The 23,333-nt window shown below is 43.9% G+C and carries 22 protein-coding genes; 17 read left to right on the top strand and 5 right to left on the bottom strand.

Annotated elements, in window-relative coordinates; genetic code table 11:
* The 14 genes from BLS28_RS09020 (at window position 1) to ftcD (ending at window position 12,524) form a co-directional block, all read left to right on the top strand.
* Window positions 1–585 (top strand): cytochrome c oxidase subunit 3, encoded by a 585-nt coding sequence (locus BLS28_RS09020; RefSeq protein WP_223266290.1) that lies wholly within the window; start codon window positions 1–3, stop codon window positions 583–585.
* Window positions 586–606: 21 nt separating this feature from the next.
* Window positions 607–1,326, top strand: coding sequence for a cytochrome c oxidase subunit 3 (locus tag BLS28_RS09025; RefSeq protein ID WP_090530134.1), 720 nt, complete (start codon window positions 607–609; stop codon window positions 1,324–1,326).
* A 13-nt stretch (window positions 1,327–1,339) separates the two neighbouring features.
* On the top strand, window positions 1,340–1,678 hold the full coding sequence (locus BLS28_RS09030; protein WP_090530131.1) for a cytochrome C oxidase subunit IV family protein: 339 nt from the start codon (window positions 1,340–1,342) through the stop codon (window positions 1,676–1,678).
* Window positions 1,678–2,376 carry an SCO family protein gene (locus BLS28_RS09035; protein ID WP_091165039.1) on the top strand — a complete coding sequence of 233 codons (699 nt, stop codon included), beginning with the start codon at window positions 1,678–1,680 and terminating at the stop codon, window positions 2,374–2,376. Before BLS28_RS09030 ends, BLS28_RS09035 begins: the two co-directional genes overlap by 1 nt.
* A 6-nt stretch (window positions 2,377–2,382) precedes the next feature.
* Window positions 2,383–2,958, top strand: a complete 576-nt coding sequence (locus tag BLS28_RS09040; protein WP_091165042.1) for a DUF420 domain-containing protein — start codon at window positions 2,383–2,385, stop codon at window positions 2,956–2,958.
* Between the two features lie 25 nt (window positions 2,959–2,983).
* Entirely contained in the window at window positions 2,984–3,262 is a 279-nt protein-coding gene (locus BLS28_RS09045) for a hypothetical protein (protein ID WP_091165046.1), read from the top strand.
* A 53-nt stretch (window positions 3,263–3,315) separates the two neighbouring features.
* The gene (locus BLS28_RS09050) at window positions 3,316–3,720 is read left to right on the top strand and encodes a DUF983 domain-containing protein (protein WP_176844416.1); all 405 of its coding nucleotides are present in this window, start codon (window positions 3,316–3,318) and stop codon (window positions 3,718–3,720) included.
* A complete protein-coding gene (locus BLS28_RS09055; protein WP_091165054.1) occupies window positions 3,698–4,360 on the top strand; it encodes a DUF2461 domain-containing protein in 663 nt (220 codons plus the stop codon). Before BLS28_RS09050 ends, BLS28_RS09055 begins: the two co-directional genes overlap by 23 nt.
* Window positions 4,361–4,383: 23 nt before the next feature.
* A complete protein-coding gene (locus BLS28_RS09060) occupies window positions 4,384–5,211 on the top strand; it encodes an OmpA family protein (RefSeq protein WP_223266291.1) in 828 nt (275 codons plus the stop codon).
* A gap of 283 nt (window positions 5,212–5,494) precedes the next feature.
* A complete protein-coding gene (locus BLS28_RS09065) occupies window positions 5,495–6,004 on the top strand; it encodes a MarR family winged helix-turn-helix transcriptional regulator (protein ID WP_091165061.1) in 510 nt (169 codons plus the stop codon).
* Window positions 5,997–7,556, top strand: coding sequence for a histidine ammonia-lyase (gene hutH, locus BLS28_RS09070; RefSeq protein WP_091165065.1), 1,560 nt, complete (start codon window positions 5,997–5,999; stop codon window positions 7,554–7,556). The genes BLS28_RS09065 and hutH overlap by 8 nt, the downstream gene beginning before the upstream one ends.
* Entirely contained in the window at window positions 7,534–9,207 is a 1,674-nt protein-coding gene (gene hutU, locus BLS28_RS09075) for a urocanate hydratase (RefSeq protein WP_091165069.1), read from the top strand. Before hutH ends, hutU begins: the two co-directional genes overlap by 23 nt.
* Before the next feature lie 346 nt (window positions 9,208–9,553).
* Complete coding sequence (gene hutI / locus BLS28_RS09080; protein WP_091165073.1) at window positions 9,554–10,780, top strand: imidazolonepropionase; 1,227 nt, start codon at window positions 9,554–9,556, stop codon at window positions 10,778–10,780.
* 52 nt (window positions 10,781–10,832) lie between these two features.
* Window positions 10,833–12,524, top strand: a complete 1,692-nt coding sequence (ftcD, locus tag BLS28_RS09085; protein WP_091165077.1) for a glutamate formimidoyltransferase — start codon at window positions 10,833–10,835, stop codon at window positions 12,522–12,524.
* A gap of 149 nt (window positions 12,525–12,673) precedes the next feature.
* Here ftcD and BLS28_RS09090 read toward each other — a convergent pair whose 3' ends face one another.
* The 4 genes from BLS28_RS09090 to BLS28_RS09110 form a co-directional block, all read right to left on the bottom strand.
* Window positions 12,674–13,417: a head GIN domain-containing protein gene (locus tag BLS28_RS09090; protein ID WP_091165080.1), complete on the bottom strand. Its 744-nt coding sequence runs from the start codon at window positions 13,415–13,417 to the stop codon at window positions 12,674–12,676.
* Window positions 13,418–13,787: 370 nt separating this feature from the next.
* The gene (locus BLS28_RS09095) at window positions 13,788–15,452 is read right to left on the bottom strand and encodes a M1 family metallopeptidase (protein ID WP_091165084.1); all 1,665 of its coding nucleotides are present in this window, start codon (window positions 15,450–15,452) and stop codon (window positions 13,788–13,790) included.
* A 12-nt stretch (window positions 15,453–15,464) separates the two neighbouring features.
* A complete protein-coding gene (locus tag BLS28_RS09100) occupies window positions 15,465–17,135 on the bottom strand; it encodes a M1 family metallopeptidase (protein ID WP_091165087.1) in 1,671 nt (556 codons plus the stop codon).
* 237 nt (window positions 17,136–17,372) lie between these two features.
* Window positions 17,373–19,229, bottom strand: coding sequence for a CocE/NonD family hydrolase (locus tag BLS28_RS09110; protein ID WP_091165095.1), 1,857 nt, complete (start codon window positions 19,227–19,229; stop codon window positions 17,373–17,375).
* A 277-nt stretch (window positions 19,230–19,506) separates the two neighbouring features.
* On the opposite strand from BLS28_RS09110, the gene lpdA reads away from it, so the two are divergent.
* Window positions 19,507–20,910, top strand: a complete 1,404-nt coding sequence (gene lpdA / locus BLS28_RS09115; RefSeq protein WP_091165098.1) for a dihydrolipoyl dehydrogenase — start codon at window positions 19,507–19,509, stop codon at window positions 20,908–20,910.
* Window positions 20,911–20,999: 89 nt separating this feature from the next.
* On the top strand, window positions 21,000–21,440 hold the full coding sequence (locus BLS28_RS09120) for a sterol desaturase family protein (RefSeq protein ID WP_091166905.1): 441 nt from the start codon (window positions 21,000–21,002) through the stop codon (window positions 21,438–21,440).
* Between the two features lie 15 nt (window positions 21,441–21,455).
* On the opposite strand, the gene BLS28_RS09125 is transcribed toward BLS28_RS09120, so the two are convergent.
* On the bottom strand, window positions 21,456–22,217 hold the full coding sequence (locus BLS28_RS09125; RefSeq protein ID WP_091165101.1) for a hypothetical protein: 762 nt from the start codon (window positions 22,215–22,217) through the stop codon (window positions 21,456–21,458).
* A gap of 112 nt (window positions 22,218–22,329) precedes the next feature.
* Here BLS28_RS09125 and BLS28_RS09130 point away from each other — a divergent pair, with 112 nt between their 5' ends.
* On the top strand, window positions 22,330–23,310 hold the full coding sequence (locus BLS28_RS09130) for a glycosyltransferase (RefSeq protein WP_091165105.1): 981 nt from the start codon (window positions 22,330–22,332) through the stop codon (window positions 23,308–23,310).
* Window positions 23,311–23,333: the final 23 nt, after the last annotated feature.

A 23,333-nucleotide genomic window follows, 5' to 3' on the forward strand; every position in this document is an offset into this window, starting at 1 on the left:
ATGATGGCAAGGATGGAACAAGATAACGACAGGCTGAACCTTGGTGCCAAAAAGTTTAATATGTGGATCTTCATATTCACATCATTTATGCTTTTTGCAGCTTTTACCAGCGGCTTTATCGTTTATTCGGGAGGCAGCGGGCACGGTTTAAATGTGATCATGCCGCAGTCGTTTTTGTATAGCACTATTGTTATAGTGTTAAGCAGCGGCTCGTTGTTTTTAGCGTCAAAGGCTGCCAAGGCGTTGCAGTTTGACAAACAGAAGCTGTATTTATGGATCACATTGGGCTTAGGGCTGGCTTTTTTTGCCTTACAGATCTATGCCTGCTATGTGTTAACCTTCAAAATGCAGATCTATTTTGTTGATCCTAATGCTTCACGCTCCTTTGTTTATGTTTTTGTTGGCGCGCATTTGGTACACATTTTTGCGGCGCTGTTATTGCTAATAAATACACTTATAGGTACATACCGTAATATCCCCCAGGTAAGGAATATGTTTAAGATGGAATTAACTTCCATTTTCTGGCATTTTCTCGATATTATATGGATTTATCTCTATGTTTTTTTACTTTTGAATCATAATTAATACACCCATAGATTAGTACAGATGAGTACAACAGTTTCACAAATTGACGAAGTAAAAACTTCGCCCTGGTCGGGAGGAAGATCCCCGTTCAACGTGGAGTACGGAAAAATAATGATGTGGTTTTTCCTCCTTTCGGATGCATTTACCTTTTCATCGTTATTGATAGCTTACGGTTCATTGCGTTTCAGCGCAAGCGTATGGCCAGGTGCGGATAAGGTTTTTCAATCAGTACCCGGATTAGTTGATCACGGTGCACCATTGGTGTTTGTGGGTTTAATGACCTTCATCCTCATTGCAAGTTCTGTTACTATGGTATTGGCTGTAGAGGCGGGCCATCGTAATGCTAAAAAAGAGGTAGTAGGTTGGATGATAGCTACAGTGATAGGCGGTTTCATGTTCCTTGGTTGCCAGGCTTTGGAATGGGGACATTTACACCATGAAGGTTTCTGGTGGGGAAGTGTTCCGCCTGCCGAAGAACTTAAAAAGTTATTTACCGGCGGCACCGAAGCTGTGCAACATATGACTTCGCAGGAGTTTGCTAACTTGTTCTTTACTATCACAGGTTTCCACGGTTTCCACGTATTTACAGGTGTTATTATCAACATTATTATTACGGTAAACGTGTTAATGGGCACATACGAAAAACGAGGCAGTTATTTAATGGTTGAAAAGGTTGGTTTGTACTGGCACTTTGTAGACCTTGTTTGGGTATTCGTATTTACATTCTTTTACTTAGTTTAAAAATATTTATCATATGTCAGCAGAATCGCACGAAATTCATCACGATGGTGATCATGAAACCATGAGCAGAAAGCGGATATGGCAGGTTGCAGGTATCTTAACTGTTATTACCTGTATCGAATTCTTTATCGCGCTTGTATGTGTGCCTAAAGGAATTCTTCCGATACAGTATGCCAATCCTGTATATATCGTTTTAACCTTGCTTAAAGCATTTTATATAGTTGCATATTTCATGCACTTGAAGTTTGAGAAAATGGGTCTCATATTGTCAATAGCAATTCCGGTAATATTTATAATCGGTTTAATCCTGGTACTTACAAACGAAAGCCACCACTGGGTTGACCTGAGGTAATGAACAAGGCTTCTATATTAAAAAAGATCCTGATCCTGGTACTCATATTAGCGGTACCGGGATTTTTATATTATTTACTTACCGCTAAAGGTAAAAACAGGTATAAGCCCCTCGCTGTTTTTGGGCCAAAGTTGGTTGCCAAAACTGGGCATAAATTTCACGGCAAGTACATTCCTGATACCATCTACCACACCATTCCTGATTTTAAACTTACCGATCAGGAAGGAAAGCCGGTTACACTGAACACACTGAAAGGAAAGATTTTTGTAGTTAATTTCTTTTACGCTAACTGTCCTACGGTTTGCCAAACCATCAACAAAAACATGAGCTGGCTGGTGGGTACGTATTACAAAAACAAGATGGTTTACTTTTTAACCATCACAGTTGATCCGGAACATGATACTCAGGAAGTATTAAACAAATACCTGCAAACATTTAAGCCCGAATCAAACCGCTGGCTGATGTGCAGTGGCGATACTTCATCGGTTTACAACTTTGCCCGTAATGGGCTGTTTGTAAATGCTGCAAAAGCCGGTAGCGACTTTGTTTACAGCGATGATTTTGTACTGGTTGATCAGGAACACCGGATTCGTGGATATTACAAAGCAGCGGTAACACCAGAGGTAAACCGCCTTAACGATGAGATAAAAGTGTTGATAGCCGAAGAGCTTCGTAAAGTTGATAAGCCGTTATATTAATTTGCCATGAGTGATAAATTTATAATCCGCTTTGTTGCGGGTGTTACCATATTTGTAATTGCAGTAGTTGTTTTGTTAAACAGGCACCTGATACCGGGCCCGGCTGTGGCTCCTGCTTTTACACCTTACCTGCCGATGCTTAATGCTGTACTTAACGGCACTTGTACCTTATTGCTTCTTTTGTCGTTATATCAAATTAAACAAGGGAATATAACACTGCATAAACGACTTAACATTGTTACGTTCTGTTTATCGTCGTTATTCCTTGTATCGTATATCCTGTTTCATTACCTGATGCGTAACGAGATCGTTTACGGAGATCTTAACGGCGATGGGCAATTGTCAGCAGCAGAAAGGACATCTGCCGGTTTTTTGAGGACAATATACTTAACCATTTTGACGCCGCATATTATACTTGCGGCAGCTGTTTTGCCGTTAATATTATTGAGTTTTTACCGCGGGCTGCAAATGCAGGTTGAAAAGCACCGTAAGCTGGTGCGCTGGGCTTTCCCGATATGGTTGTATGTTACCGCGAGCGGTGTGGTGGTCTACTTAATGATCCGTCCGTTTTATCATTTTTAATTTATAATTGGTTAAATTTGTACTTATGAAACAAGGTTTTAAAGTTATCCTTTTTGTAATGGCCCTCGGCCTTATGCTGATTGCCCGTGAACCTGTAAAAGCTCAGTGCGCACAATGCGCTGCTACTGTTGAAACCAACGCACAAAGCGGTAGTTCAAAAACAAGGGGTTTAAATAACGGGATCCTATTTTTATTGGGTGCTCCTTATTTTGCTGTAGCATTAGGTGGTTACATCTGGTATAAAAAATACCGTCGTAAAGATGTTAAGCTTGAGATGCGCGGCGAAAAACTTAATCTGAATTAATAAGCAGCTGCGGGTGTTATTTGCCGCTTTTGTAACCTTATAAGATACTTATCGTGTCTCAAACACCAAAGTCATGGGCTATGCTTAAATGTAAATGTCCGCGCTGCAGGCGCGGCGATATGTTTAAGGGTAGCCCTTACAGTTTCTCCAATAAAATAAATCTTAACTGCCCTCATTGCAACCTCTTTTTTGAGATAGAGCCTGGCTATTTTTATGCCGCCATGTACGTTAGTTATGCACTAAATGTGGGCGAGGCCCTCGGCATTGCCTGGCTTACTTATTTGGTTACCCATAACCAGGATTCGCCGTGGTTATATCTTGGTGCTATAATTTTAGGCTGTTTTGTACTTGCTCCTGTAAATTTCAGATATTCGCGTGTGTTTTTGTTGTATTGGTTATCACCCAAGATACATTACCAAAGCTATTTAGATACCGATGATATACCAGGAAAGTATTGATTTTTTAAAAGATCTCGCCGTAAATAACAACCGCGAATGGTTTGCCGCCAATAAAGAGCGTTACGATAAAGCCCGCGAAAATGTAATTGATTTTACAACGAAGGTGCTTGACAGCGTTCGTAAAATTGAAGCAGGCATGGACGAGAACCTTGATGCCAAAAAATGTGTGATGCGCATTTACCGCGACATCCGCTTCAGTAAAAATAAAGCGCCTTATAAAAATAACTTTGGGGTAAGTATGCCAACCTCGGGCTTAAAAGGTGGCGGTGTTGAATATTATCTGCATATCCAGCCCGGCAATTCATTTATCGGCGGCGGATACTGGATGCCGGAGGCGCCACATCTGAAAGCAATTCGGCAGGAAATTGATTACAACGCTGCCGATCTGAAAAGAATCATCGACCAAAAGGAGTTTGTTAAGCTATTTGGTGATTTCAGAAAGCAGGAGCAGCTTAAATCGGTACCGAAGGGATACGAACCCGATAATGAAAATATCGACCTGCTAAAGCTTAAAAGCTTTGTTGCCTGGCATAAGCTGGAAGATAAAGAGCTAACGGCCCCTGGTGCGGAAAAGCTGGTTGCTGATGTATGCAGCATGATCCATCCGCTTAATGTATTTTTGAAGAACGCCCTTTCTTAATTGGATATAACCCCTTAATAACTATGAAAATTAGATATGCATTTTTAGCCGCTGCTGTATGTTTCACAATGTACTCATGCAAGGTAATGTCTCCAAAAGCATACAAAAGCCTTGTTGCCGAACGTGACTCTTTAGCTAACCGCACAACAAACCTTGAAGGAGAGCTTGCACAGCTGCAGGCAGATACAGCCCGCCTGCACAACCAGCTTGCCGATCTGCGTAAAAACAACAGTGTATTAAACAGCAACCTGGATGCAACATCATCAAAAGCTAACGAATTGGCCGCCCAAACCTCAAGACTGGCTGCTGATTTGAAAAAACGTGAAGCCCGTTTAAAGGAAGTAGAAGATATTTTAAAGAAACGCGATGAGGCTACTAATGCATTGAAAGATAAATTGCAGAAGGCATTATTAGGCTTTCAGCAAAGCGGTTTAACGGTAGATATCAGAAATGGCAAGGTTTATGTATCATTAGCTGATAAGTTATTGTTCCCTTCGGGCAGTATCATTATTGATGAGAAGGGTAAGGCTGCGTTGAAGCAATTAGCGGTGGTGGTAAACAAGGAACCAGATATCAATATGGCGGTTGAAGGTCATACGGATGATAAGAAAGTAAAAAACCTTGGCCAGATCAAAGATAACTGGGATTTGAGCGTTTTACGCGCTACCTCGGTAACCCGCTACCTGACCGAAACTGAAGGTGTTGACCCGCACAGGCTCACTGCAACAGGTAAGAGTGAGTTTCAGCCGATAGATGCCAGTGGTACTGATGAAGCCCGCGCAAAGAACAGGCGAATAGAGATCGTGCTTACCCCTAAGCTCGATGAGTTATACAACCTGATCACTAAGTAATAAATGAAAAGCTCCCGGATAACCACCGGGAGCTTTTTTGTTTCAAGCAGATTCCTTCCCGCTCCTAAGAAGTTGTTTAAATTTTGGCGGAGAGCTTTCATGTAGAGACGCATAATTGCGTCTCCCATAGGACAAGCAGCTTTGCATGTGTTTAACTACCTTAACTTGCATACTGTAGACGCAATTATGCGTCTCTACATTAAAAAGAACACAATTTTTTAACTGATTCTAACAAGCTCCAAATAAAATTTGCAATTATATAAGTACTTATATAAATTGCATCATGAATTTATATCAAAGCCTCGGGCATCTGGTTTTGGGCAGCCGTTTGAGGCGGCTGAGTGAAGCTTTTTTGGCCGAAATTAATCGTGCTTATCAAACCGCAGGTATCGATTTTGATGCCAGCTGGTTTCCCGTGTTTTATTTACTGTCAAAGAATGATGCTTTATCTATCAAAGAATTAAGCGAACAGATAGAGGTTTCACATCCGGCTGCCAGTCAGCTGATCACTAACCTGAAAAAACGGGGACTTGTAAGTACTGATACCTGTAGCGACGATGGCAGGCGGCAACTGGTTACCCTTACTGCCGAAGGGCGTGAGTTGCTGAAACAGGTCATACCTGTTTGGGATGCTATCAGCCTGTCGATGGCCGACCTTGTTGCTAAAGACGAAACTGCAAAACAATTATTGCCGGCCATAAGCGCGCTTGAAAATACTTTTCGCCAAACTAAACTGGCCGATAACATCGTTGAAAAACTGAATACCAATTTAAAACCCGCCGGCAATGACTGATATATTTAATTACGGCACGGACCATCTTACAATAGGTATTTGTCTTGATATAGCAGCAGGCAAAACCAAAGGCATCATTAACAAAGAAGCCGCCGATATGATCAAATCTTCATGGCGCGAGGTGGAAAAGATTGTGCATAGCCATCACCCGGTTTATGGCATTAACACCGGCTTTGGCCCACTGTGCGATACCCGGATCTCGGAGGAAGACACCAGTTTGCTGCAAAGTAATATCCTCAAAAGTCATAGCGTAGGTGTCGGGAAACCCATCCCGCAGGAAATTGCCAAACTCATGATGATTACTAAAGTGCAGGCTTTGGCACAAGGCTATTCGGGTATTGCGCTTGCAACGCTTCAGCGGATCATTTGGCATATCGATAATGATATTATCCCGGTGGTTCCGGAAAAAGGCTCTGTAGGTGCTTCCGGTGACCTGGCTCCTTTGTCCCACCTGTTTTTACCATTGATTGGTTTAGGAGAGGTATTTGAGAATGGCGGGAGGATACCGGCCGGAGAACTTTTAAAGAAGCACGGTTTACAGCCGTTATCCCTTGGCCCCAAAGAAGGCCTGGCCCTTATCAATGGTACACAGTTTATCCTGGCTTTTGCGGTTAAAGCTGTACAACGACTGGATGACACCCTGAACCGTGCCGACCTCATCGGTGCCATGTCATTAGAGGGATTGATGGGCTCTATCCGTCCTTTTGATGAGCGGCTGCACCAGATCAGGCCTTTTAAAGGTACAAGGATGGTAGCCCATCGGCTGTTTACTTTGCTTGACGGATCGGAAATCAATTCGTCGCACATCAATTGTGATAGGGTACAGGATCCATATTCGTTGCGTTGTATGCCGCAGGTACATGGTGCTTCACGCAATGCATGGCTGCACCTGAAAGAGCTTACGGAAATCGAACTCAATTCGGTTACCGATAACCCGGTTATTTTTAATGCCGATGATACCATTAGCGGGGGCAATTTTCATGGACAGCCACTTGCTCTGCCGCTTGATTATGCAACCACAGCAGCAGCCGAAATTGGTAACATTGCCGACAGGCGCTGCTACCTGATGAGCGAAGGTCGTTACGGTTTGCCCAAACTGCTTACGCATGATGCCGGGCTTAATTCGGGCTTGATGATTCCGCAGTATACTACTGCCGCCCTCGTTACCGAAAATAAAACCCTGTGTTTCCCCGCCAGTGCCGATAGTGTGCCAACCTCACTTGGGCAGGAGGACCATGTATCCATGGGTTCCATAAGCGGGCGCAAGCTGCACCAGGTGATAGATAATATTGAATACATTCAGGCTATTGAACTGCTTTACGCGGCACAGGCTATGGATTTCCGCAGGCCGCTAAAATCGACGCCGGTTATTGAAGCTTGCCATCAGCTGGTAAGACAGCATGTGGCTTTTATACAGGATGACCGCGTTTTTGCTGTTGATATTAACAGTCTTCACAAACTTATTACGGATGGCTCCCTGCTGAAAACTGCAGTTGAAGCTGCTATTGCTCACCAAATAGATTTAAGTCATGACGAGTTCGGAATTTATTAAAACCTACGCTAATCATCCGGTGTACAAAGCACCGCGTGGTACGCAGCTTCATGCCAAAAGCTGGCAAACCGAGGCTCCGCTCAGGATGCTGCTTAATAACCTCGATGGTCAGGTAGCCGAAAATCCTGATGAGTTAGTGGTTTACGGAGGTATCGGTCAGGCCGCGCGTAACCCGGAGGCGCTCCGCAAAATTATTGAGTTGCTGCTGAAATTGGACGAATATCACTCGTTGCTGATCCAGTCGGGCAAGCCTGTAGGGATTATCCGTAGCCACCCCGAAGCACCAAGGGTTTTGATTGCCAACAGTAACCTGGTACCTGCCTGGGCCAACTGGGAGCATTTTAATGAGCTGCGCGAAAAAGGGTTGATGATGTACGGGCAGATGACCGCCGGCAGCTGGATCTACATAGGCACACAGGGCATTTTACAGGGCACCTATGAAACTTTTGTGGAATGCGGTAATCAGCATTTTAATGGCGACCTGACAGGCAAACTCATTGTAAGTGCCGGTTTAGGTGGTATGGGCGGTGCTCAGCCGTTGGCGGCAACTATGGCGGGTGCCGTGTTTTTAGGTGCCGATGTAGATGTGTCACGGATTCAAAAACGGGTTGATACGAAATATATTGACAGGATGACTTCATCATATGATGAAGCCATCTCCTGGATAAAAGAAGCTATCGCCAAAAAAGTAACACTTTCGGTAGGATTAGTGAGCGATGCCGGTGATTTGCTTGAAAAGTTATTGAAAGATAATATCGTTCCTGATATACTTACTGATCAAACTTCGGCACATGACCCTTTAAATGGGTATATTCCTAATGATTTGTCATTAAACGAGGCTGCTGCATTAAGAAAAGATGATGCAATGGAGTACAAACGGCGTTCGCTGAAAAGTATGGCAAGGCATGTAGGTTTGATGCTGGCACTGCAAAAAAGAGGTGCGGTAACTTTTGATTATGGTAACAACCTGCGTGAGTTTGCCCGGCAGGGAGGTGAAGCCGATGCTTTTAATTTTCCGGGTTTTACGCCGGCTTATATCCGTCCGCTGTTTTGCGAAGGGAAAGGGCCGTTCAGGTGGGTAGCACTATCCGGTGACCCAGAAGATATTTATACTACCGACCAGGCGTTAATCGAAGCTTTCCCCGAAAATAAGCCATTAATTACCTGGCTTAAAAAGGCAAGAGAGAAAATTGCTTTTCAAGGATTGCCTGCCCGCATTTGCTGGCTGGGCATGGGTGAGCGTGAAAAAGCCGGGCTGATATTTAATGAACTGGTGGCCTCCGGTAAAGTAAAAGGCCCGATAGTAATTGGTCGTGACCACCTGGACTGCGGTTCAGTAGCATCGCCCAACCGCGAAACAGAAGCCATGTTAGATGGCTCGGACGCGGTATCCGACTGGCCACTGCTCAACCTAATGGCGAATGCCTCAGGTGGTGCAACCTGGATCTCGTTCCACCATGGCGGCGGGGTAGGTATGGGTTACTCCCAGCACGCCGGTATGGTAGTACTGGCCGACGGCAGTCATCGCGCAGCAACCTGTTTAAAAAGGGTGCTGTATAATGACCCGGCCATGGGTATCTTTAGACATACTGATGCCGGATATGATAAGGCTGTGGAGTGGGCGGATAAGTTTGGGTTGAAAGTGTGGTAAAGCAAGTGATAACGTTATACGCCACGCAGATTCGCTGTCGGCCTGATAGATACTTAGAACGCGATAATCCTCAGGGTCCTCTGCGAGAGACCCTGAGGGAACGTAAAGTGTGGTAAAGCATAATATGTAAAAAGGTCATTACGAGTAATTAAAATCCGCGGCCTTTGAAGGAAGATAACATATGCCTACCGTCATGCCGAATTTATTTCGGCATCCCATAGGACAGGTGGCCGCTTTGCTTAGTATGGCCGCTTAGCGAGTGGGGTGCTGAAACAAGTTCAGCATGACCTTGATTTTTATAATGTCATGGGTAGATACGAAGCAACCCCCGATCTAAGATAGAACGATGAAAAAACTAACAGGTCCATTTACACAAATACTGCCTTTAACAGGCTTGCCGATTAAAGGTGCCCTGAAAGATGAGCAATTGCACATAATTGCCAATGGGGGTGTGTTAATTGAAGATGGGCTGATACTTGCTGTTGATGATTTTGAAAAACTCCGCACAAACTATCCATCGGCACAAATAGAAGAAATTACCGGCGATCATGTATTACTGCCCGGGTTTGTGGATTGCCATACGCATCTTTGTTTTGCTGGTAGCAGGGCTAAGGATTATGCCATGCGCAATTCTGGCAAAAGTTATTTGGAAATTGCCGCATCGGGGGGCGGGATCTGGGATTCGGTAACTCAAACCCGTTTGGCTACAGAAACTGAATTAAGCAATTTACTGGCGAAACGGATAGCCCGTCATTTGGCAGAAGGTGTAACAACTATTGAAATTAAAAGCGGTTATGGTTTGTCGGTAACGGAAGAACTCAAACAGCTAAAAGTTATCCATCAGGCTGCTAACAAAACTCGTGCTCATATTGTGCCAACCTGCCTCGCTGCGCACATTAAACCGAAAGATTTTGATGGTGAAGGAAATGAATACCTGAAATATTTGTTAAATGATCTGTTGCCGAAGATAAAGCAACAGGATTTGGCTAACCGTGTTGACATTTTTATTGAGCAAAGCGCTTTCAATACCAGTGATGCATTGTTTTATTTAAGCAGGGCTAAACAAATGGGTTTTGAGGCTACTGTTCATGCCGATCAGTTTACAACCGGAGGCAGCGAGGTTGCTGTTAAAGCCAGAGCTGCTTCGGCCGATCATCTGGAGGCCAGTGGAGATTATGAGATAAAATTATTGGCTAATTCAGATACTGTTGCTGTAACTTTGCCCGGCGCCTCGTTAGGCTTGGGAATGGGATATGCCCCTGCCCGGAAACTGCTTGATGCCGCAGCCAGCCTCGCCATCGCCAGCGACTGGAACCCCGGCTCGGCCCCAATGGGCGATCTGCTGATGCAGGCGTCGGTAATGGCGGCGGCAGAGAAGTTAAGCACGGCCGAAGTTTTCGCCGGTTTAACCTATCGCGCGGCACAGGCATTAAAGTTAAATGATCGCGGTGTATTAACTAAAGGCAAGCTTGCCGATATGCAAGCCTACCCATGTAACGATTACCGCGAGATATTATATCACCAGGGAAAACTAAAACCGGCCCAAGTTTGGACGGCAGAAAATAACGATTAAGCAGATATTACGATTTGCTTAGCTACCAATGAACCATTGAACTAATGAACCAATGACCAAATTAATAGAATGCGTACCCAATTTTAGCGAAGGTGTTAACCTCGATATCATTAAACAGATAACAGATGCAGTTGAATCTGTTGAGGGGGTAAGATTACTCAATGTTGATCCGGGAAAGGCCACTAACCGAACCGTGGTAACTTTTGTGGGCGAACCGGAAAAAGTGATTGAAGCAGCTTATCGCGCCATAAAAAAAGCGGGCGAGGTGATTGATATGAGCAAACAAAAAGGCGAGCACCCAAGGATGGGCGCAACAGATGTTTGTCCGCTGATACCCATTAGTAATATCACCATGGAGGAAACTGCCGAATATGCAACGCGGCTTGCCAAGCGCGTGGGGGAGGAATTACAGATCCCGGTTTATTTGTATGAGGCTGCGCAGCCTAACAAAAGCCGGAGCAACCTATCGGTGATACGTGCCGGTGAATATGAAGGCTTTTTTAAGAAGATCAAACAACCGGAATGGGCACCCGATTTCGGTCCCGCGGAGAATGATGTTAAACGTGGGGCTACTGTGATTGGTGCCCGTGATTTTTTGGTGGCTTATAATGTTAACCTGAATACTACCTCTGTCCGCAGGGCAAATTCTATTGCTTTTGATGTACGTGAGGCTGGCCGCACCCTGCGCGAAGGAGATCCGATCAATGGTAAAATAGTATACGACGAAACCGGCAAAGCCAAAACCATCCCCGGTTCATTAAAGGCGGTAAAAGCTATCGGCTGGTATATTGAGGAATACGGTGTTGCCCAGATTTCGATGAATTTGACCAATATTAATATTACCCCGGTGCATAAGGCTTTTGATGAAGTGTGTGATAAAGCTGCTGCACGCGGTATCAGGGTAACAGGCAGTGAGCTGGTGGGCTTGATCCCCTTGAAGGCGATGCTTGATGCGGGTAAATATTTTTTGGAGAAGCAGCAACGCTCTACAGGAGTAAGCGAAAAAGAACTGATCAGGATAGCCATTAAATCAATGGGACTTGATGAACTTTCACCTTTCAAGCCTGAAGAACGCATTATTGAATATTTACTGAAAGATAAAGCAGGCAGCAAGCTCATTAACATGAGCCTTGCCGATTTAGCCGATGAAACCGCGAGCGAAAGCCCGGCACCTGGTGGTGGTTCGATCTCAGCCGCTGTTGGCGCTTTGGGAGCCTCGCTGGCTACCATGGTGGCTAACCTAAGCTCACATAAAAAGGGTTGGGACAGCCGCTGGCGGGAATTTAGCGACTGGGCGCAAAAAGGACAGCAGTTTAAAAACGAACTTTTAGCATTAGTTGACCAGGATACAATAGCCTTTAACCAAATCATGCAAGCATTCTCCCTGCCCAAATCAAACAATGAGGAAAAAGCAGCCCGTGATAAAGCAATACAGGATGCTACCCGTTATGCTATTGAAATTCCTTTTAAAGTAATGGACGCAGCTTTAGGTAGCATGGAAGTAATAAAAGCAATGGCGCTAAGCGGCAACCCCAATTCCATAACTGATGCCGGCGTAGCCGCTCTTTGTGCCCGTAGCGCGGTATTGGGCGCATTTATGAACGTAAAGATCAATGCTTCGGGCTATAAGGATAAGAGCTATGTAGTTGACGTTATTTACCGCGGTAATGAAATTGAGCGGAAAGCGATTGCGCTGGAGGCGGAGATCATTGAACTGGTGAATGAGAAAATAGGGTTGGAGTAGTTGAAGGTCCTTCCAAACGGCATTGCGAATTAATAAAGCAATCGCGAACTTTACAGGGCGAACCTGCTAATTGGTGATTGCTTTATTAATTCGCAATGACGCTTCTAAATAGTTAAGGCGGCTCCTTTGGAGAGGATTTCGCTGAGTTTCTATATCCTCTCGATATCTCCGCTCCCTGCTTTTGAGCTTGAAATATTTTTAGCACCGCCGGTATAATGCACATCGCCTGAGCCGCTTACCGATGCATCAATTTTACTGCTGGCATTGATGGTAGCGTCGCCTGAACCTGCTATGTGTACCTCGGTATTAATGGTGATCAAATCGCGGGCGGTAAAATCGCCCGAGCCTACAACATTTACTCTTGAATTATCGGCACGGCCCGAAAGTTTCATATCACCAGAGCCCGAAATGCTGCTATCCAGGTTTTTAGCATTCACTTTGCCCAGCATATCGCCCGAGCCAACAACTTTTAATTTTAATGAGGTAGTGCTGATGCCGTCTTTAAAATAAACATCGCCCGAACCGGCAACGTTAATGCTGGTCATATCTTTAGCTACCACATGTACAATCATTTTACGGCTGCGGCCAAAGCTCCAGTTATCCCAGTTGGTACCTTTTTTACTGTAAATCTTCAATACCCCGCCCTGCACTTCGGTAATGATCTTGTCGATAACATCCGAAGGTGCTTCAACTTTTACCGATTCGTTTGAGCCCTGTGTAAAGTAGACATCAAAAGAGCCTGCCAGGTCAATAGCGCTGAAGCCTGATAAATGACGGTCTTGCGTGGTTTGGTCGGCGTGTTTAACAATTGGGTTTACTGTTTTTGCCGAGGCGTAACCTGTAGTTCCTGCTGCCAACACGGCTGCCAATAATATTTTTGAAATCGATTTCATGACGGTTGTTTTAGTTTCGTTTTCCAATTAGACGCCGGCAGTGGGAGGAAAGTTGCACGGGATTTGATTTTTTTAGTGAGTAGTTGATTAGGTTGATTGGGTGAGTGGTTGTTTTGGGAGGGGGGAAGTTTTTCACCTTATTAAACAAAAAAGACTTACGAAGTATTTTAAAACTTCGCAAGTCTGAACTCTACAATTTCTCATCCTGAGTAAATGTCTTTGAAGGAGTAGTAACAAAGTGGGCGTGTCAGTCTGAGCCTGTCGAAGACTCGTGCGCAGAGGCCCTATTCACCATGCTTCGACGGGCTCAGCATGCCCCCCGTTTTTTGTTATGGGTAGGAATCAACTACTCACCCAATGAACCACTCACTCAATCAACCTTAATATAGTAATTGAAAGTATCCACCTCCACATTGTCCTTCGTAATACCGTCAATTTTTACAGGGGTAAACTGTGTGGTTGGTTTAATAAATATATAACCGCCGCCTTTTACACGCACCTTTACCGGCATGTTGAAACCTTCGGCATTGGCAATCCACTTGGTATAAAGCTTGCCGTCTTTAGTTACAAACTGGAGGGTTGGGATGTCTTTATAATGCAGGTACTGGTCAAATACGGGAGCAAGGTTCATGCCTGCCTGTTTGCAGATATAGCCTACAATATCGTCATAGGTAACGGTTTTATGGTAGAAGGTTTTGTTAAGCCCGCGGAGGATGCTGCGCCATTTGTCATCATTATTGATAATGGTGCGCACCATGTTTAACAGGTTGCCACCTTTATAATACATATCACCTGAACCTTCCATGTTTACACCATACGGCCCTACAATTGGTTTGTCATTACGGATATTTTTACGAGTTCCGTTCACGTATTCCTGCCCGGCTTGTTTACCGTAATAGGTTTCAATGAACAGCGATTCGGAATAGTTAGTAAAACTTTCGTGGATCCACATATCGGCAACATCTTTTGAGGTAATGTTATTGCCAAACCATTCGTGACCGCTTTCGTGTACCACGATGAAATCCCATTTTAGGCCCCAGCCGGTACCTGAAAGGTCGCGACCGAGATAACCGTTTTTGTAATGGTTGCCATAAGCTGTGCCGCTTTGGTGTTCCATGCCGAGGTGTGGCGTTTCAACCAGTTTATAGCCGTCTTCATAAAAAGGATAGGGGCCAAACCAGTATTCGAACGATTTAAGCATTCGCGGCGCATCAAGCTCCCATTGTTTTTTGGCTTTGTCAACATTATAACTTAATGGCCAGTAGTCCAGCGTTAACGGGCCTTTTTCGCCCTGGTAAGCACCTTCAAAGTGGACATAGTCTCCAATGTTGGCTTCTATGTCATAATTGTTGATAGGGTTAGCCACAAACCAATCGAAGCGGGTATAGCCGTTATTTAAGTCGGTTACTTTGCGTAATCTGCCGTTGGATACATCTTTTAAACCATTAGGTGCGCTGATACTGATCAGGGCGCTGTCTACCTCATCGTATTGATGATCTTTTGTAGGCCACCAAATACTGGCGCCGATACCCTGGCAGGCAGTTGCCACCCACGGTTTGCCTAATGAGTCGGTAGTGTAAACCACGCCGCCATCCCATGGCGCACGTTTTGCAATAGTTGGGTTACCGGAATAATAAACAATAAACTCGTCCTTACTGCCTTTTTTTATGGTTTTAGGGAAGGTAACAAACACCGCATTAAACTCGCGTGTAAAGGGAATTTCGGCGCCCTCATACACCACTTTCTCTACTTTTAAATTGGCAAACAGATCAAACTGAAGTTTGGTGAAATTTTGAGTAGCCGTGAATTTGAACAGGTTGCTGCCGCTGATGAATTTTTTATCGATATCAAACTTCACATCCAGGTGATAGTAGTTAATATCATAACAGGTACGCAGCGGTGTTAAGCTCCCTCTGAGCGAATCGGCGCGGGTAAATGTTTGCCTGTTGGTGCCTAACTGTGCCTGAGTTGGCGTTATGCCAGCTACGGTAAGACCTAAAGCGACTGCAAAAATATTTAAGAACTTATTTTTCATGTATGTTGAGGGTTAATCCATGAGCGCACCCACGTAGTAGTTTAAATAATCAATTTCGATATTATCTTTAGTAGCACCTGCAATTTCAACCGGGCTCATTTGTTTTGTTGGGGTGATGAATTTGTATTCGCCGCCCTTTACACGTACCCTGATGGGCATATTGAAATCTTTGGCTTCGGCTATCCAGCGGCAGTAAAGCTTGTTTTCATGGCTGGTAAATTCAAGCACCGGAAGGTTGCGGTAATGCAGGTATTGCTCAAAAATAGGCGAAAGGTTCATGCCCGATTGTTGGTTGATGAAGCCCACCACATCGTCATAGGTAACTGTTTTATGATAAAAAGTTTTGTTAAGCCCGCGCAGGATGCCGCGCCATTTTTCATCATCATTAATAACAGTGCGGATCATGTTCAGGAAAACAGCGCCTTTGGAGTACATATCGCCCGAGCCTTCTTTGTTTACATTGTAAACGCCAACTATAGGACCGTCATTATTAATGGTGAGCCTTAAACCGTAGTTATATTCCTGTCCGGCTTTTTTACCCCAGTTATCCTCCACAAAAAGTGATTCGGAATAACAGGTAAAGCTTTCGTGGACCCACATATCGGCAAGGTCTTTATCGGTTATGTTATTGCCAAACCATTCGTGCCCGCTTTCGTGCACGATGATATAATCCCATTTGCTGCCCCAGCCTGTACCCGATAAATCATAGCCCATATAGCCATTCATGAAGTGATTGCCATAGGCTACTGCTCCCTGGTGTTCCATGCCCAGGTGCGGGGTTTCAACCAGTTTATAGCCATCTTCATAAAAAGGGTAAGGGCCAAACCAGTGCTCGAAGGCTTTCAACATAGGCTTAACATTGGCGGCAAATTGTTTTTTTGCTTTTTCCAGACTAGTTGGCAAAACCCAATAATCAAGCGTAAGCTTGCCTTTTTCGCCCATGTAGGTGTCTTCAAAATGAGTATAATCGGCAATGTTGGCAGCAACATCGTAATTGTTGATCGGGTTGGCCACAAACCAGTCGAACCGGGTATAGCCATCCTTAAGCTGCGTCACCTTGCGCAGGCGACCGTTGGATACATCTTTCAAACCTTTTGGCACACTGATGCTGATCATCATGCTGTCCACCTCATCGGCCAGCTGATCTTTATTGGGCCACCAGATGCTGGCACCAATCCCTTCGCAGGCGGTTGCTACAAAGGGTTTGCCTAATGAATCTTTTTTAAATACCAGTCCGCCATCCCAGGGGGCGTTTTTAGCTATAGTTGGGTTACCGGAATAGTAAACGGTAAACTCATCTTTGCTGTCTTTACTTATGGTTTGCGGAAAGTTGAGGAATACGGCGTTGCCATCGCGGGTATAGGCAAGTTCTTTCCCCTTATAAACAACTTTAGCAATGTTAAGGTTAGCAAACAGGTCGAACTGGAGTTTATTGAAATCCTGTGTGGCGGTGAATTTAAACTGATTGCTGCCGCTGATAAACTTTTTATCGATATCAATCTTAACGTCAAGGTGATAGTAATTGATATCATAACAGGTACGCAAAGGCGTAAGCATTCCACGCAATGAATCGGCATGGGTGAATTGCTCTTTTTCCTTCAGGAGCTGGGCCCCCGCTGGTTGAGTGAATGTTGCAGCACTTAATAAAGTCAGGGTTGCAAAATATAGTTGTTTTATTTTCATGTACTTAAATTGTGTCAGGTTAAAAGGTATCCATGATAGCCAAGTTAAAGTTTTTTTAACGCATGTCATTTCGATGAAGCAGCGGGAGCCTCATGCGGTGGCGCGGAAGAGAAATCTTATACGCCCTGTAAAGTTGCTTTTCAAGCCTACTCTTCGCGCGTATAAAATTGCTCCCTACGGAAATGAAATAGGAGAAAAAAACTAATCTCTGACCTCCAACCTCTAATCTCTAAATAACTACTTCAACACCTGCACATCAATATAGCTATTATTATAAACCGTTTCGGTTGCTTTGATGTAATCGCTTTCATCAGCTTTATATGGGTTTTCCACAAATTTTTGAGGATTGCGTGCTACTATCGGGAACCAGGTGCTTTGTACCTGGATCATGATACGGTGACCTTTTTTAAAGGTGTGCAATACATCCTGCAGGCGGAAATTTACATCGGTTTTTTGATTAGCCACCAAGGCCTCCGGCTTTTCAAAACTATTGCGGAAACGTGCCGGCATTACTTCCGAACGTACCATTTGCCAGTAATTACTCAGGATGATGTTTTTGTTTGGCATATACGGGTTGTTCGGTTCATCGGCCGGATATACGTCAATCAGTTTAACAACAAAATCGGCATCGGTGCCTGTTGTAGCAATTTTCAGGTGTGCCATGATCTCGCCCCCAAGGGTAACATCATCATTTAATATCTCGCTTTGGTAAACCAACACATCCGGACGGCGACCTGCAAAACGCTGGTCCTCGCTCATATAATTATGAGGGGTAAAGCCCATGGTAGTGGTGTTATCTTCGGTATAAGGAACCGGTTTAAGCGGATCGCTGATGTATGATACAGAGCCCTGAGTTGCAGGTTGGGTATTTACAAGCTTACCATCGGCACCCAAAAACATTTTTTCATGCACGGCATTGGCGGCAGGCCATTTATCAAATGTTGCCCATTCCTTTTTGCCGGTATTAAACATGTAAGCATTTGGCAAGCCGGAATTTTTATCTCCATTGCCTTTCAGGAAGTGGTTGAAGAATTTGGCTTCGATATTTTTTTGATAGAAGGTAGCAATGCTATCGCCAAAGTAAACATTGCTATGCATGGTATGCCCTGTTTCGCGCGACCAGCGGCCATGACCGAATGGTCCCATCACGATAGTATTGTAAGCGTTTGGATCGGTTTTGTTGATGGTTTTATAAATAGCCAGCGGGCCGGTTAAGTCTTCGGCATCAAACCAGCCGCCAACCAGCATTACAGCAGGTTTTACTTTGCCGTAATGTTTTAGCAGGCCGCGCTTTTGCCAAAACTCATCGTAGTTAGGGTGGTTAATAGATTCCTGCCAAAAGAAGTTATCATGATAAAATTTATCGGCATTTTTAAGCGGGCCAAGATCTAATAAATACTGGTAACCGTCTTTGCTATCGGGTTTAAGCATGGAGTACCAGGCTTTGCTGGTTGTATCAGTTTTTTGAACACCAAATACCGGGAAGGTGAAAAAGTACCCCTCAATGAAAGCGCCGTTGTGATGAAAATCGTCAAAAAAGAAATCGGAAATAGGGGCTTGCGGCGATGATGCCTTAAGTGCCGGGTGGTTTGACAGGATGCCCGCAGCAGTATAAAAGCCCGGGTAGGAGATACCATACTGGCCAACCTTGCCATTGTTGTTGGCTACGTTTTTAACCAGCCAATCGGTAGTATCATAGGTGTCAGAACCTTCGTCAACATCTTTTTTGCTTTTCTTGTTATCGATAACCGGTGTCATGTTGGTCCAGCTGCCTTCACTTTTCCAACGGCCGCGTACGTCCTGATAAACAAAAATATAACCTTCTTTCATCATAATTTCAGACGGGCCAAGCCTTTGAGGATATTTATCCTCGCCGTAAGGGGCGATGCTGTAGCAGGTACGCATCATCATCATCGGGTACTTATTTTGCGATGAAGCATCCTTTGGGGTATAAATAGAGGTGAACAGTTTTACACCATCGCGCATGGTGATGTACACATCTTTTTTGGTAAAATGCTCCTTTACATAGTTGCTTTGAGCATTAACGCCGGTATATAATAATACCAGCACAAAAAGTAAGTTAATTTTCTTCATGAGATCAGTCGTGTTAAATTGGGTTAAATTTAATAAAGAGTTAACGATAAACCGATTTATCATTAACTCTGTTACAAAATGGGATAAAATGCGGTTGGTATGGGGTAAATTTTATGTCGGATTTCGGATGTTCGATTTCGGATTTTTGTCTGAACCGGGATTAAATCCCTAAAATCATGGTTCAGAAAATAAATGCTAACCTCTAATCTCCAATCACTAATCTCTCAAAAGCAACTTTAAAATCCTTAACTTTGCCCACCATAAAATACACACTACTATGCAATATGATGTTATAGTTATAGGTTCGGGCCCTGGCGGTTATGTAGCCGCTATCCGCTGTGCCCAGCTTGGTTTAAAAACCGCAATTGTTGAAAAGTATAATACCCTTGGCGGTACCTGTCTTAATGTAGGCTGTATCCCGTCAAAGGCACTGTTGGATTCGTCTGAACATTACCACAATGCTGCCCATGCTTTTAAAACCCATGGCATCAACCTTAAAGATCTTTCGATAGATTTTGGACAGATGATTAAACGCAAGCAGGAAGTTGTTGATGCTAACACCAGCGGCATCAGCTACCTGATGAAGAAAAATAAGATTGACACTCACTTTGGCGTAGGATCATTTAAAGATAAAAACACCATCACTGTTAAAAAGAACGATGGTACTGTTATCGAAATTACCGGCAAAAACGTGATCATCGCTACTGGTTCAAAACCATCGGCATTGCCATTTTTGCCTATCGATAAAAAACGCATTATTACATCAACCGAAGCATTGAGCCTGAGCGAAGTGCCAAAACACCTGGTGTTGATTGGTGGTGGCGTTATCGGTTTGGAGCTGGGTTCGGTTTATGCCCGTTTAGGCGCCAAAGTATCTGTAATTGAATTTATGGACGGCATTATCCCAACTATGGATAAGGGCCTGGGCCGTGAGCTGCAAAAAGTATTAACTAAACTGGGTATGGAGTTTTACCTGGGGCACAAAGTTACCGGCGCTGCCGTAAAAGGTAAAGAAGTAACCGTTAGCTTTGATACCCCTAAAGGCGAAAAGAAAGAACTGAAAGGCGATTATTGCCTGGTAGCTGTTGGTCGTATAGCTTACACCGATGGCTTAGGTTTAGAGAATATCGGTATTACCGTTGAGGAACGCGGTCGTAAAATTACGGTTGATGAGCACCTGGAAACCAAAGTTAAAGGTGTTTATGCCATTGGCGATGTAATTAAAGGTGCCATGCTTGCTCACAAAGCTGAAGATGAAGGTACGCTGGTTGCCGAAATTATTGCCGGCCAAAAACCGCATATTGATTACAACCTGATTCCGGGTGTAGTTTATACCTGGCCAGAAGTTGCCGCTGTTGGTCAAACAGAAGAGCAACTGAAAGCAGCCGGTGTTAAATACAAAACCGGTTCGTTCCCGTTCAAAGCCAGCGGCCGTGCCCGTGCCAGCGGCGACCTGGATGGTTTTGTAAAAGTATTGGCTGATGCCACTACCGACGAAATTTTAGGTGTACACATGATTGGTCCGCGTGCTGCCGATATGATAGCCGAAGCAGTTGTGGCAATGGAGTACCGCGCGAGTGCCGAAGATATTTCGCGCATGAGCCACGCCCACCCAACCTACACTGAAGCGATGCGCGAAGCATGTTTAGCCGCTACTGAAAACAGGGCGATACATATTTAATAATTTCGGAATTGGGATTTTCGATTTCGGATTTTTAATTTTATAAAAGCAGGAACAACTTTATGTTCCTGCTTTTGTTTTATGTACAGATGCAGACATTAATCAATATCGGAATTGTGTTATTAACCATTGCGTTCATGGAACTGCTCTCCTGGGCCCTGCACAAATACCTTTTCCACGGGCCATTATGGTTTATTCACAAAACGCATCACCAACAAAGGCATGGCTGGTTTGAACTGAACGACCTGTTCAGCATTGGCTTCGCTGGTTTTGCTTTATGGCTGATATGGATAGGGCATTTAACTCTGGACTACCGGCTTTGGATTGGTACTGGTATCAGCATCTATGGTATCATTTATTTTATTTTCCACGACTGGTTTATCCATAACCGTTTCAAAGCATTCAAAAGTGATAATCGCTACTTGGCCGGCATCCGCCGGGCACATAAAATCCATCATAAATCGACGGAGAAATATCCATCGGAAGAGTTTGGGTTATTGGTTGCGAATAGGAAATGGTTCAGGAAGTAAGATGCTGTAAAAAGATTATTTTTTTGCATCGGGCCATTGCTCTTTAAAAAGCTTATCGACAGCTTGATTAAACTCCTTACTAAAAACAGGTTCGGCAGGTCCGCCTTTTTTGAGGTCATACACGTATGGTACCATGTGATCTTTGTTGTTAAATAGCTTGTCGTTATTACTATCCGATTGAACTTCAATAAGCAGCTTATTTGTTTTAGCAACACGTTGCCAGCTAACAACATTGAGGCTTGTAGGCGAAATCTGTTTGAAGTTATTTCCGGCATCGTCGGATGTGAAAAGATATTTCGGATCAGCATAGGTGAGTTTTTGATCTTTGTTAAAATCCTCAATTATTACCGAATAACAAATCAACTTCCCATCAATATTCAAGCCTTGTGCTGGGTTAGGATCATGCGCTTCTGATGAATATACATCTGTACCCGAACTCAACTCTTTCTGATCTTCGTATTGGAGAATTATCATTTTACGGTTATCGAGTAAATGATATTTTTTGCTTAACGAATTATAAAATGCAATATTCCAATAAGATACCTGTTCGCTCGATTTGAAACTCATTCTATCGTCATCAGTTGGATTTGCCAACGGAAATAGCACATTTTGCGAACTGTCTAAAAGTACGGGATTGTTAAAGTCAGTTACAATAGGTTGGAAGTTAGCGGCTGTGTCTTTATAAGTAAGCTCATTATTCGCCGAATGATCAGAAATAACGCCACATCCTAATAAAAAAACAGAGCTGATAAGTAATAACTTGCTTGAAATACGCATTTGTGAACGGTTTAAATTATTGATATAAATATAGTCATTTACATCAAAGAGTTAACAGCCGTTAAGTTGCTATAACTATCGCCCTCAAACCTTATCTTTGCCTCCAACATTTATGAATATCCTCATCGTAAACAACACCCCAATCCCGGCAACTAAATATGGCGGTACCGAACGCATTATCTGGTGGCTTGGCCGTGAGCTGAATAGGTTAGGGCATAAGATTACCTATTTGGTAGGAGCGGGTTCAACTTGTCCGTTTGCGAGGGTGCTGATCTACGATCCGGCTGTTGATATAAACCAGCAGGTGCCCGATGATATTGACGTGGTACACTTCCAGTTTCAGGTGAGTGGTTTTACTAAAAAGCCTTATATCGTAACTGTTCATAATAACCCTGGTGGTGTGCAATTAGATGTTAACTCGGTATTTGTGTCGGCCAATCACGCTCAGCGTCATGGCTCAGCGGTGTTTGTACACAATGCCATAGATACGGCTGATTATCAAACATCTATACTCGGTAATAAGCGTATCCATACCCATTTTCTGGCTAAAGCAGCCTGGCGCGTTAAAAATGTAAAAGGGGCTATCGATGTAGCTACCATGAGCGGTAATAAGCTGGTTGTACTTGGAGGTACCCGGCTTAACCTGAAAATGGGATTACGCTTTACATCCAACTTAAATGTGCGTTTTAAGGGAATGGTTGGTGATGAAGCGAAATCGGCAGTGATGAACGGTTCAAAGGCGCTGCTTTTTCCGGTGCTGTGGCATGAGCCATTCGGAATTGCTATTGTTGAAAGCCTGTATTTTGGCTGCCCGGTTTTTGGTACACCTTACGGATCGTTGCCCGAACTGGTGCCCGCTGAAGTTGGCTTGCTTTCGGTCAGTAAATCTGAATTAGCCGCCGGACTTAAAAACGTTGAAAGTTTTAATAAACAATATTGCCATCAATATGCTGTCGATAATTTTAATATCGGCAAGATGGCTGCAGCATATTTAACCTTATATGAACAGGTTTTGAATGGTCGAAAATTAAATTTGGCCAGGCCCGAACTCATCAATCGTGATCAACCCAAATACCTGCCCTGGAATAATTAAAATTCAGCTATTTTTGGGCATAA

The organism is Mucilaginibacter gossypii (assembly GCF_900100945.1).
Classification (GTDB): domain Bacteria; phylum Bacteroidota; class Bacteroidia; order Sphingobacteriales; family Sphingobacteriaceae; genus Mucilaginibacter; species Mucilaginibacter gossypii.